This window comes from Helicobacter pylori SA37A (genome assembly GCF_000476015.1).
Taxonomy (GTDB): domain Bacteria; phylum Campylobacterota; class Campylobacteria; order Campylobacterales; family Helicobacteraceae; genus Helicobacter; species Helicobacter pylori_DB.
On sequence record NZ_CBOO010000022.1, the window covers coordinates 1 to 10,393 of the forward strand.

A 10,393-nucleotide genomic window follows, 5' to 3' on the forward strand; every position below is an offset into this window, starting at 1 on the left:
CTCCCTTAAGGTTTTAGGTAGTTCACTTTTTAATCAAATTGTTGGTAAAAACAATGTCAAGAAAAGCGACTAATCAAATATTGCAAAAAGCCAAGCAACTTAAAAGCGATGAATTTTATACACAATTGGCAGATATAGAAAACGAGTTGCAATACTATAAACAACATTTTAAGAATAAGGTTGTTTTTTGCAATTGTGATGACGCAAGGGTAAGTAATTTTTTCAAATATTTTTTTGTTCATTTTCAAGAACTAGGGCTTAAAAAATTGATTTCTGCTTGTTATGTGGAACCAAAAATATTTAGCGCTAGTAACCAAAACTCAAAAGGATTTTATTGCGAATATGAAGGGAAAAAGGATTGGCAAACAACCATTAATGAGTTGAATTTTTTCAAAGGAGATGGTGATTTTCGCAGTAAGGAGAGCATTCAATTGCTAAAAGAAGCAGATATTGTAGTAACTAATCCACCTTTTTCGCTTTTTAGAGAGTTTGTAACGCAATTGATCGAACACAGCAAGAAGTTTTTGATTATTGGAAACATCAATGCAATTACATACAAAAATATTTTTAATCTAATTAAAAATAATAAAGTATGGTTAGGCATGCATCTTGGTCGAGGAATTTCAAGTTTTATTGTTCCAAGACATTATGAACTTTATGGCACAGAAACTAAAATTGATAGCTTAGGTAATCGCTTAATCTCTCCTAATAATTGCTTATGGCTCACAAATTTGGATTATAAAAAAAGGCATGAGATATTGCCACTCACAAAAAAATACAATAAAAATAAGTATGAGCTATACGATAATTTTGATGGAATTAATGTGAATAGAACCACAGATATACCTTTGGACTATAGGGGTTCTATGGGAGTCCCTATAACTTTTTTACACAAATTTAATCCTAAGCAGTTTGAGATTATTGGTTTTAGGAAGGGAAATGATGGTAAGGATTTGTCCGTGAATGGTAAATGCCCCTATTTTAGAGTTTTAATTAGACATAAAAAAGATTACTAAAGGTGTATTCTTAATGTTTAGTCTTACAAAAGGACTTCAAAATATTTTTTATCCTAAAATAAAAATAATCCCTAATCGTTTTTGATCTTATGTGGGTTTTAAAAGATTGCATTTGTTGGTCTTTAGCCATTTCAAGGCGTTCTTTAAAAAAATCGTTTTTAAAAGGGGTGCAAAAAAGGTTGGCGAGCCAAAAACTCGCTTCAGCTTCATAGCAAATCAAACGCCCATTCAAAGAACTCACAGAACGCCACGGCTTGTATTGGATGAAATGGAGCATGATGATGTTTTTAGGGTAGTGCTCTTTGAAAGAATCAGAATAGCAATTATAATGAATAGGCAATTCTAAAATACGCTCTAAAAACACCATATTGATTAAACACTGCTCAGGGTAAAAAAGGTCTTTCCCCCTAGTTTTCAAAAACTCTAAAGCGATCTTTTCAAACCCATTTTCGCGCCATAAATCTAAATTCGCCACCAAAAAGCCCATGTTAAAGCCCTGATGGATGCGTTTCAATTCGTTTGGGCTAAAGCGTGAAAAATCAATTTTAAAATTCTTACAAGCACGCTCAATAAAATCACAAAAGGCTTCAAAAGAAAGGTGAGAAAATGTGTCTCTCACCATGCCAAGCAATTTAGTGGGGTCGTTATCCAGCGCAAAATAAGCGCTTGCAACATCGCCTAAAAACACCGTATCCACATCTATGGAAATGATTTTAGAATAACTAGGGAAGAGCGAAGCGAGCAAGAGTCGGCACAAAACAAGAAGCCCACCATAACGCTTGGAGCAAGACTCATTGAGATAGCTTTCTATGGAATGATTGAGCGAATTGATGTCTATAAACTCTAATGAAGCGAATTTTTTAAAAGGCTCAATGGTTTTTAAAAGCTTGTTTTGCTGCTCTAAAGTAACCCCTTTAACCAAACAATGGATTTTATACACGATGTTAGCGCCTAAAAGTTGGTTGCTTTGATTTAAGGGGCTAAAGTCTATCGCGCTTGTGTGCCTGCTCGCATGGGAGAGTAAGGAATAAAGGCTCACGCTAGCCCCTAGCGCGTAATTCTTATCAAAACTCATAAAAATAGGGATAATTTGATCGGGTAAATTTTGCGTATCCATTAGATTATCCTTTAATGCCGCTTTTTGAGTGTTTTAAAATCGCATGCCTAATCTCTCCAACGCTCCCCGCATAAAGGTTATTGAATTGGGTTTTATTGAAAGTGTTTTGGCGCTTGGCTAATTTGATGGTGTTAGAGGTAATCGCTTCTTCTAGCTCCTTTAAAGTGAGTTGTTTTTCTAAAAAAAGAATGCTTTCTTTAACGCCTATGGCTTTAAAAGGCTGCGAATCTTTAGGGTATTGAGTGTAAAGGGCTTTGATTTCTTCTATAAGACCTGAATGGAGCATGTTTTTGGTGCGCTGTTTGATATTGTTATGAAGCGCGTTTTTTTCAACAGACAGAGCGAATAATGAGATAGCATGCTCAAAGGGTTTTTTAGGGTTAGCCTTAAAATACTCGCTTGGGGGCGTGCGGGTGGCATAAAAGATTTCTAAAGCCTTATGGATGCGGTAGGTGTCGTTTGGATGGATCTTAAAAGCCATGTTAGGGTCAATGGATTTTAAAAATATATAAGGGTTAGCTAGGGCGCTGATTTCTCGCTCTATTTTTACAACCTCTTCATTGCTCAGTTTTGGCGTATCGCTCAAACCTTCTAAAATGGATTTTAAGTAAAAACTGCTCCCTCCCACAATAAGTAATACCTCTTTAGAAGACACCCTTATGGCGTCCTCTAAAAGGGTTTTAAAAAGGAGAGCGTTATTTTTTTCATCAATATTAAGGTGATCTAGGGCGTAATGCTTGATATTTTTTCGCTCTTTCAGGCTCGGTTTAGCCGAAGCGATGTTAATGTCTTTATAAATACTCAAAGAATCCAAAGAAAAGATTTCAGCGTCCAATTCTTGGGCTAATTCAACAGAAAGAGCGCTTTTCCCGCTCCCGCTAGGCCCTAGAAGCGCGATGAGTTTTTTAGGCGTTTTGATGAACGCTCTCCCTCTTGTAGGTATTTAAAAACCCTTCTAAGTCAAATTTTTTACGGCATTCTTCGGTGAAAAGATGGATCATCAAATCCCCTAAATCCAAAATGATCCACTCTTCATTAGACTCATCTATCTGGTAAAAGACTTCGCCTAAAGGCTTAAGGGTGTTTTTTAGCGCGTCTAGTAAAGAAAGGGCATGCTTATTCGCTAGCGTGGTGGCGATAATGACATCTTCTACCAAATAGGGGGTTTGAGACAAATCAATATGCGTAATATCAAAAGCCTTTTTTTCATCTAATAAAGCCGTAATCGTTTCTATGCGTTGGTTCATGAGTTTCCTAAAAAATGGGTTAAAATAGCCTTATTATAACTTAAATCAAGGAAAGATTAATGACCCCTGAACTAAACCTCAAATCCTTAGGCGCTAAAACGCCCTATATTTTTGAATACAACAGCGATTTACTAGAAGCTTTCCCTAACCCAAACCCCAATTTAGACCCCTTAATCACTTTAGAATGCAAGGAATTTACAAGCCTTTGTCCGATCACTTCTCAGCCGGATTTTGGCGTGATTTTTATCCGCTACATCCCTAAAGATAAAATGGTAGAAAGCAAGTCTTTAAAACTCTATTTATTCAGTTACAGAAACCATGGGAGTTTCCATGAGAGCTGCATCAACACGATTTTACTAGATTTAGTCCAATTGCTAGAGCCAAAGTATTTGGAAGTGTATGGGGATTTTGCCTCTAGGGGCGGGATTGCGATCAAGCCCTTTGTGAATTATGCGATCAAAGAATACCAGGATTTTAAAGAAAAACGCCTTTTGGATGCGAAATAACGCACAAAGATAGGGTTTTAAGATTGAAGCCATTCCAAATTAAATGGATAGGTTAGAGATAGAATGAAAAGAGAAAAATAAAAGAAAAAAAGAGAGATAAAAAAAGAGACCCCCAAAAGAATGGGGGGGGGTTTATTCTACATTACCCTCCGCATTATTTAACTCCTCTCCAGTGATAATGTCCCTCTCCTTAATCACATTACCCTCCTCATCATAATCCTCATCTCTAAAACCATAAGACCAAAGATTATCGGCTAAAACGCCAGGAGTTAAACCTGCGCAAGTTAAATCATACTTATTGATACCGCCATCGCATAAGAGTTGCGCCACGAATTTTGCCTCTTCTTTATTTCTCGGTAAAAACCTCGCCCACTCTTCCAAAGTAACACCACCCCTCTTACCATCGGGTCTTTTTAAATTTTTAGCGTAAGTTTCTATCACTTTACAGAATAGAGTAACATCACCCATAAGCATATCATCAAAAGTGTCAAAGAAACACTCGTCAGTATTTCTATTTTCAATCATAGCATTCCACTCCGCATCGCTATGGTGTTTTAAATCAGCCATAAAAGAGAGCGAGTGAATAATAATCAAACTCGCTTGAAACCCCATACCACCATAACTCATCGGCGAGAATAACAAACCAAGTCTTTTGCTTCTTTTTTCGTTAGCGTAAGCGTTAGCAAAGACCATAAAAGGGCTAGTGGTGTCATCAGGGAAATCAAAGTCCAACTTGAATTTACTTTCTTTTTCTTTAGGAGTAGAAGTCCTTTCTTTAACACTCGGTCCGCTAGTTACCACTTTAACGCCATCTAAAATGTCCGCTTTTTCGTTTTCAGCGTGAAGTTTCATATGCTCGGTCAATGGAACTTTATTGAACCATTTTAAGAATTTTTCGCTATTGAAAGCGTAAGAACCTTGTTGTCCTTTTTGGCTCCTTAAGGTTACACGATTAAACCCAATATTAATGACTTTAGCCTCCACCACTTTGTCATTGATTGTGGCTTTGACTGACGCGCCTACTTTTAATTTATTTTCATTTTGAAAACCCATAAAATACTCCTTGGTAAAAATTTGTTTTAAATTCCGCTATAATCGGTCGTTCAATGTTTTTTAATGTTTTTTATCTTTTTGGCATGGCTTGTTCCTCCTTGTTGTGGTGTGGGCGTTTTTTAAACGCCCCCTTATTTTTGAGTGATCGCATCATCTGATCTCTTTTAAAAGAGCGTTTTTAAAAGCTTTAATGGCGCTTTCACCCACCAATTCAGCGATGCGATAATGCGCGATCAAAAAGTCTAATAGTTTTTCGCTCCTTTCTTGAATCTCTGTAATCCCAAAAGAAGCGTTTTTAGCCACTTCTTTTTCACTATAAGAGCCTTTTAGGTATGCCTTTCTTTTTTCATCAAAAGGCTTGTTGCTTAAAGAGCTGTTAGCGTTTTTAGGAATTAAGAGCAAGTTCCCTAAAGCATGCACGATATGGGGGTTTTTAGCCCAACTTTTTTCTTTAGCGCTATAGCCTTGATCGGGGTTTTGGGGCAAGATATGCTCAATGCTTTCTATACTGCCATCAAAATTCAGAGTCGTTTCAGGGTTATGGTATAGCTCGTATTCATAAAGCAAGTAATTCAACGCCTTGCCCCACTGATACCACTTCTCAGTATTCTTTTTGGAATGGATATTCTCTTCAAGCAATTCCAAACCGCTATGCTTTCCCTTGAAAAAATGCTTCTCTAATGGCGGGAGATCTTCAATGGTTATTTTATCTTCCCAAAATCTACACGCTTGAATCGCTTTGAAGGCTAATCCAATCCATTCGTTTTTGGCCGTATTCTTGCCAGCAACCCCATAGATCAAAAACCCGAAACGCTCTAAATATTCTAACAAGCCCTCTAATTCTTGGGTGGTATAAGGCTGTTCATTAGCGCTTCTTACAGCAAGCTGTATGGTAAAAAGAGAGAGCAATAAGGGCAGAAAAGCGTTATCGCTCAAAGCGTTTAAGTGCTGCATTTTGCCTAACAAGTCGCGCATTTTAGGCGTGATTTCAATCCTAAGCTCTTCATCATCAAGCGTGTGCAAGAAATACCAAACCTTAGAAGAATAAGAAAGATAAAGTAACAAATCATTTATTTTTTCATATTCGTCATATAGGTCGTCGTATTTTTTATGGGCGTCAAACGCTGTATCCAATAATCTCTCTTTAAACTTGCTATTCTCGCCATAGTAATACGCCACGAAATGCTTTAAAAAACTTTCTAAATGAGCGTCTTCAAACTGCCTCAAATCGTGATAAATCCTAGTGTAAGTGTCATTGATTTCTTGTTGAAGATTTTCTAAATCTTCTTCATCGCAAATCTTGTGTGCCACAAAATGCAAGCGGTTTTTTAACAATTCTAGAGTGGATAGATCCTTACCACGATTGTTAATCGTTTCAAAAGAGCTGAAGGGATCGATTCGGTTATCGTTCAATTCCACCACGCTAAAAAGCATTTTCTTTATAAGGGCATCAAACATTTTTTCAAGCGTTCCAACAGGCGTATCGCTGATTTTTTCTTTAAAAAACGCATGAGCGTCAATCAAATTTTTAGCGTAAAAAGAAGTTTTGAACGCTTCTAAATCTTTTTCTTCTTCAGTGATCGCCCTAAAAGCTTCACTCAAACCATAATACTTATAGGATAAAATGGGTTCGAGGTTCATTGAATAATACTTTGGGTCTTTGTTTTGGGTAATCTTGGCTAAAAGGCTCAGTAAAATCAGGCTTGTAGCCAATCGTTGCTGGCCGTCTATGATTTCAAAAGCGCTATCTTCAAGCTCATTTTCAAGCCCTCTTAAGGTTAAGCTGTGCATGTAGTGGAATTTATCTCCCAGTTTGGACACATGCTCTAAATCGTTCCAAAAATCCTTTAATTGCTCTTTATGCCATGCATACCCCCTTTGATAGCTGGGGATTTCAAACACGCCTTTCTCAATCACTCCGTCTAAATCCAACAATTCCATTAAAATCCTTTCATAGGTTTATGGGTAAAAACCCATAACCCTTCATTTTTTCGCTCAATCAATTTCATTGAATTTTGAAGTTGTAGGTAATTTGTCAAACAATATGCGTTTTTATTGACCAATTCTTCGTATTCCTGGCTCCCTTTTTGAGCGCAAACGCCATAAATCCCTAACGATCCCCCATCATCAACTTCAATGCGATCATGGTCAATCTTTAGAGCAAAAACGCTCCGTTGGACTATAGCTTCTTTAGTTGATTTCTCATACACAATAGCAACAGCATAATCCGCTTTACGCACCATTTGAAAATCCTTTTCTTGGGCCACTTTATCCATTCTTGGGCGAAAAAAAGTCAAAGTGCATTCCTCACAAGCTTGTTTGAAAGGCTTGCCTTCTAAATCCGTATTTGTTGGATCGTTGTAATAATCGCTTTTGAATAAGCACAACAACAAATTGTATTTTTCATGCGCTTTTAAATCTTCTAACTGAGCCATTATCTTCTCCTTGTATTGAATTTAACTCTGTAAGCCCCACTGATTTAAAAATGGGGCTTATGGAATCAAATGGTTGAAAAATGCGGCATGGGTTAATGCAAGGGGGAATAAAAGAGGGAATGATAAAAAGTAAAAGATTTTTAAGCGGATTTTTGTAAAAGGGATAAAAGTATGGTAGCGTTGCTTGATTGCTTGATTGCTTGATTGCTTGATTGCTTGATTGCTTGATTGCTTGATTGCTTGATAGAATGATAGAATGATAGAATGATTGAACGATTGAACGATTGAACGATTGAACGATTGAACGGTTGAACGGTTGAATGATTGAATGCCATTTCTACCCCTTTTTTGAAAAAAAAGATGACTTTTGGTATTGTATCTAGTGGTATTCAATCAATGGTTAATGATGCGTATTTATTTTTACTAGAATGTTAGTTTCTGTCTCTAAGTCTCGTAGAAAGGGACTTGAAAACTATGGCAAAGACATTAAAACCTAATTTAGATAAAGATGAGTTAAACACACTTTATAAGGCAAATCTTGCTTATGCTAAAAACACGCATGAGCATTATTTCAAATTTAAAAAAGATTTAGACTACAAACTCTTTAATCCTAGCATTATGCATGAGCAAGGTTCTATAAGCTTTGTAGGCGGACAAGGAGCTAAAAGATTATTAGACATACTCTACAAGCTCGCATTTAATGCTAAGTCTAATAAGATTGCCCTAGATAGACATTACGCCAAAATGTTTTTGCAAGTTGTAGCAAGAACTCTAAGAAAGAATGTCAATATATTAGAAGAGCAAGGTTTTATTGAGGTCATTAAAGGAAAACTAAAGATACTTGTATGTGTATCTTAAAGATTACAGAGAATTAGAGGGCTATAACTACATAGGAGCTAATCAAAAGAACAATATCCCATCGCCTTTTTTCTTACAGATTATGCGTTTCTTAGAAAAGTTTGCCAAAGAAATTAAGAGAGTAAAAATTAACAACAAAGAATGTGTTATGCATATTCCTAGCCAAGAGCTTATGCAAAGAGTTAATAATGTTGTTTTAAAATTCACGCCTATTTCTAATCCTAATACCACTTACACTTTATCCTACAAGGATTTAACAAACAAAGACATTCCTTCTAATCTTTGTTTCTATCAAACAGCCATTGTGAAGAAAAATCTCTTAAAGGCTTTAAAAGACAAAGAATGTGTAGGCGAACCTATTAACAACTCACCCAAAGTTTCAAACTACTTTCAAGAGAGTGCTTAAGAATGACACCAAGCACAACTTTAAGTACTTGTTTCAATAAGAAAAACAGCAAACTGATTTTACAAATTGATTTTTCGCAAATGAATACCGAAACACAAGAAAAGTTTTTAGTGGATTTGTTTGAAAAAGCTTTACAAAAAAATCTACAAGCTTATTGGATAACAACAACTGAAACTAAGAATGAATTAACAAGAGAAGAGTTTTCAAATTTACTAAAGGAAAACAATGATTGAACTAATCTTACACAAGAAGTCCATACAAATTGATGAAACATTGCTGAATGTAAAAGAGCATTTAGAAAAGTTTTATTCAAACAAAGAACAAGAGACAATCGCAAAAACCTTAGAGAGCCAAACAGAGCTTACTTGCAGTTATTTATGGGATAAAGATTTTTCATTGCTAGAAAAGCATTTAGAAAATAGCTTAGGGCATTTTACTTTTGAGAGTGAGTTTGCCCTACTAAAAGACAAAGAGCCTTTGAATTTAGCTCAAATCAAACAAATCGGTGTTTTAAAGGTTATTACCTATGAAATGACACAAGCCTTAAAAAATCAAATCATTCATTTAACGCAAGTTGTCAATGAAGAAAATTTAGAGTTTGATGAAGAACTTGTTATTTATCACTTAGATTTTAAGCTCAATCAAAATACTTACAAAGTGTTAGCGAAATTTTGCGTGATTAAAAAAGAAAGGAACATTGCATGGAAAAATTAAAGCATTTTAGAAAGCTTATCGCCTTTTTAGGTTTTTCACCTCTTTTATTACAAGCGGATATGACTACCTTTTTTAATTCCATTGAACAACAGCTCACTAGCCCTACGGCTAAAGGCATTTTAATGGTTATTTTTTTAGGACTTGCTATTTTTATATGGAAAAACTTAGATAGATGGAAAGAAATTTTAATGACCGTGCTTGCTATTGCGATTGGCGCTGCAATCTTTTTTAAAGCCCCAGCCTTAGCTAACTGGTTTATGAGTATTTTTTAAAAGAAGTCCCCATGCAATTAGTTGGTATTTCAGTTTCTAATCTCAAAGAAATCAGCTCCAAAGAAAAATTTCTTTGGCTTAATGCTAAGAGTTTTTTACTCTCAGGATTTGTGCCTTTTATTATGATGCCTTGGCTAGATATATTGAACTCTTTTGTGCTTTATGTGTGCTTTCTCTTAATTTTTAGCATAGCGGAGTTCTTTGATGAAGATATAAGTGACATTTTAATCGCTCATTCCAAAATTAAAACCAAAGCTAATTCATTTTATGCTTAAAAGGAAAAAATATGCAAAAAGAAGTCTTAGTAGAAAAACCTAATCCATTAACCATTTCTTACAACTTAGAACAAGCTATCTCTAGCTTAAAATCAAGTGTGAATGCGTTAATGAAAAAAGAAGCTCATTTAGATGCCTATATTCTTGTTACTAATATTAGAAATATTGTAGATGAGTTGCATAAAGAAGTTGTTTTAGCTAATCAAAGCAATAAAAACACCCCTAAAAGAAAAAGAAAGTCTTCTTAATGTTAGAAAGCGCCCTTAAATATTGCAAGGAAAAAGCCATAGACCTTTTAGCAGGGTTTGTGCCAAAAACCTACTCTATGGCACAGGAGTGCAATATTTTAGGCTTGTATGATGATACTTTCATTATTACCAAACAAGAAAATCTAGTAGGCATTATATCCTTACAAGGACTAAGCTATTCTAATTTAATGCAAAAAGACTTAGAGGGCTATTTTGATACTAGACAAAATGTTCTCAACACCATTA

At 35.5% G+C, this 10,393-nt stretch carries 14 protein-coding genes and 3 pseudogenes; 10 read left to right on the forward strand and 7 right to left on the reverse strand.

Features of this window, described 5'->3' with window-relative positions; translation table 11 throughout:
* A pseudogene (locus QT76_RS08430) lies at window positions 1-73 on the forward strand (EcoRI family type II restriction endonuclease); the annotation flags it as partial.
* The gene (locus QT76_RS07420; protein ID WP_033617238.1) at window positions 54-1,016 is read left to right on the forward strand and encodes an adenine-specific methyltransferase EcoRI family protein; all 963 of its coding nucleotides are present in this window, start codon (window positions 54-56) and stop codon (window positions 1,014-1,016) included. The pseudogene QT76_RS08430 and the gene QT76_RS07420, both read left to right, overlap by 20 nt.
* Before the next feature lie 10 nt (window positions 1,017-1,026).
* On the opposite strand, the gene QT76_RS07425 is transcribed toward QT76_RS07420, so the two are convergent.
* Genes QT76_RS07425 through rsfS form a run of 3 tightly spaced genes read right to left on the reverse strand, consistent with a single transcriptional unit; the run spans window position 1,027 to window position 3,380 of the window.
* On the reverse strand, window positions 1,027-2,133 hold the full coding sequence (locus tag QT76_RS07425) for a glycosyltransferase family 8 protein (protein ID WP_033617229.1): 1,107 nt from the start codon (window positions 2,131-2,133) through the stop codon (window positions 1,027-1,029).
* 4 nt (window positions 2,134-2,137) lie between these two features.
* On the reverse strand, window positions 2,138-3,076 hold the full coding sequence (gene miaA, locus QT76_RS07430; protein WP_162971663.1) for a tRNA (adenosine(37)-N6)-dimethylallyltransferase MiaA: 939 nt from the start codon (window positions 3,074-3,076) through the stop codon (window positions 2,138-2,140).
* Window positions 3,039-3,380, reverse strand: a complete 342-nt coding sequence (gene rsfS, locus QT76_RS07435; RefSeq protein ID WP_001076160.1) for a ribosome silencing factor — start codon at window positions 3,378-3,380, stop codon at window positions 3,039-3,041. The genes miaA and rsfS overlap by 38 nt, the downstream gene beginning before the upstream one ends.
* A gap of 59 nt (window positions 3,381-3,439) precedes the next feature.
* On the opposite strand from rsfS, the gene queF reads away from it, so the two are divergent.
* Entirely contained in the window at window positions 3,440-3,886 is a 447-nt protein-coding gene (queF, locus tag QT76_RS07440) for a preQ(1) synthase (RefSeq protein ID WP_033617231.1), read from the forward strand.
* A gap of 132 nt (window positions 3,887-4,018) precedes the next feature.
* Here the strand turns inward: queF and QT76_RS07445 are convergent, their stop codons facing one another.
* From QT76_RS07445 to QT76_RS07460, 4 genes are all read right to left on the reverse strand, one after another.
* Entirely contained in the window at window positions 4,019-4,939 is a 921-nt protein-coding gene (locus QT76_RS07445; protein WP_033617232.1) for a hypothetical protein, read from the reverse strand.
* A 150-nt stretch (window positions 4,940-5,089) separates the two neighbouring features.
* Window positions 5,090-6,880, reverse strand: coding sequence for a DUF262 domain-containing protein (locus tag QT76_RS07450; protein WP_033617233.1), 1,791 nt, complete (start codon window positions 6,878-6,880; stop codon window positions 5,090-5,092).
* Window positions 6,880-7,374 (reverse strand): hypothetical protein, encoded by a 495-nt coding sequence (locus tag QT76_RS07455; protein WP_033617234.1) that lies wholly within the window; start codon window positions 7,372-7,374, stop codon window positions 6,880-6,882. Before QT76_RS07455 ends, QT76_RS07450 begins: the two co-directional genes overlap by 1 nt.
* A gap of 140 nt (window positions 7,375-7,514) precedes the next feature.
* Window positions 7,515-7,709, reverse strand: coding sequence for a hypothetical protein (locus QT76_RS07460; RefSeq protein WP_154213083.1), 195 nt, complete (start codon window positions 7,707-7,709; stop codon window positions 7,515-7,517).
* Between the two features lie 139 nt (window positions 7,710-7,848).
* Here QT76_RS07460 and QT76_RS07465 point away from each other — a divergent pair.
* The 7 genes and pseudogenes from QT76_RS07465 to QT76_RS07495 all read left to right on the forward strand — a co-directional run.
* Window positions 7,849-8,638: pseudogene (locus QT76_RS07465) on the forward strand (integrase).
* 2 nt (window positions 8,639-8,640) lie between these two features.
* On the forward strand, window positions 8,641-8,871 hold the full coding sequence (locus QT76_RS07470) for a hypothetical protein (RefSeq protein ID WP_033617235.1): 231 nt from the start codon (window positions 8,641-8,643) through the stop codon (window positions 8,869-8,871).
* Complete coding sequence (locus tag QT76_RS07475; RefSeq protein WP_000571135.1) at window positions 8,864-9,352, forward strand: hypothetical protein; 489 nt, start codon at window positions 8,864-8,866, stop codon at window positions 9,350-9,352. Before QT76_RS07470 ends, QT76_RS07475 begins: the two co-directional genes overlap by 8 nt.
* Window positions 9,340-9,624 carry a TrbC/VirB2 family protein gene (locus QT76_RS07480; RefSeq protein WP_033617236.1) on the forward strand — a complete coding sequence of 95 codons (285 nt, stop codon included), beginning with the start codon at window positions 9,340-9,342 and terminating at the stop codon, window positions 9,622-9,624. Before QT76_RS07475 ends, QT76_RS07480 begins: the two co-directional genes overlap by 13 nt.
* A gap of 11 nt (window positions 9,625-9,635) precedes the next feature.
* Complete coding sequence (locus tag QT76_RS07485; RefSeq protein ID WP_001177718.1) at window positions 9,636-9,899, forward strand: hypothetical protein; 264 nt, start codon at window positions 9,636-9,638, stop codon at window positions 9,897-9,899.
* An 11-nt stretch (window positions 9,900-9,910) separates the two neighbouring features.
* Window positions 9,911-10,147, forward strand: a complete 237-nt coding sequence (locus tag QT76_RS07490; protein ID WP_001168532.1) for a hypothetical protein — start codon at window positions 9,911-9,913, stop codon at window positions 10,145-10,147.
* Window positions 10,147-10,393 (forward strand): annotated as a pseudogene (locus QT76_RS07495) (hypothetical protein); the annotation flags it as partial. The gene QT76_RS07490 and the pseudogene QT76_RS07495, both read left to right, overlap by 1 nt.

What these genes read in the sequence shown, in the direction of transcription:
- QT76_RS07420 (WP_033617238.1), top strand. Translation starts at nt 54, where the DNA reads ATGTCAAGAAAAGCGACTAATCAAATATTGCAAAAAGCCAAGCAACTT.
- QT76_RS07425 (WP_033617229.1), bottom strand. Translation starts at nt 2,133, where the DNA reads ATGGATACGCAAAATTTACCCGATCAAATTATCCCTATTTTTATGAGT.
- rsfS (WP_001076160.1), bottom strand. Translation starts at nt 3,380, where the DNA reads ATGAACCAACGCATAGAAACGATTACGGCTTTATTAGATGAAAAAAAG.
- queF (WP_033617231.1), top strand. Translation starts at nt 3,440, where the DNA reads ATGACCCCTGAACTAAACCTCAAATCCTTAGGCGCTAAAACGCCCTAT.
- QT76_RS07445 (WP_033617232.1), bottom strand. Translation starts at nt 4,939, where the DNA reads ATGGGTTTTCAAAATGAAAATAAATTAAAAGTAGGCGCGTCAGTCAAA.
- QT76_RS07450 (WP_033617233.1), bottom strand. Translation starts at nt 6,880, where the DNA reads ATGGAATTGTTGGATTTAGACGGAGTGATTGAGAAAGGCGTGTTTGAA.
- QT76_RS07455 (WP_033617234.1), bottom strand. Translation starts at nt 7,374, where the DNA reads ATGGCTCAGTTAGAAGATTTAAAAGCGCATGAAAAATACAATTTGTTG.
- QT76_RS07460 (WP_154213083.1), bottom strand. Translation starts at nt 7,709, where the DNA reads ATGGCATTCAATCATTCAACCGTTCAACCGTTCAATCGTTCAATCGTT.
- QT76_RS07470 (WP_033617235.1), top strand. Translation starts at nt 8,641, where the DNA reads ATGACACCAAGCACAACTTTAAGTACTTGTTTCAATAAGAAAAACAGC.
- QT76_RS07475 (WP_000571135.1), top strand. Translation starts at nt 8,864, where the DNA reads ATGATTGAACTAATCTTACACAAGAAGTCCATACAAATTGATGAAACA.
- QT76_RS07480 (WP_033617236.1), top strand. Translation starts at nt 9,340, where the DNA reads ATGGAAAAATTAAAGCATTTTAGAAAGCTTATCGCCTTTTTAGGTTTT.
- QT76_RS07485 (WP_001177718.1), top strand. Translation starts at nt 9,636, where the DNA reads ATGCAATTAGTTGGTATTTCAGTTTCTAATCTCAAAGAAATCAGCTCC.
- QT76_RS07490 (WP_001168532.1), top strand. Translation starts at nt 9,911, where the DNA reads ATGCAAAAAGAAGTCTTAGTAGAAAAACCTAATCCATTAACCATTTCT.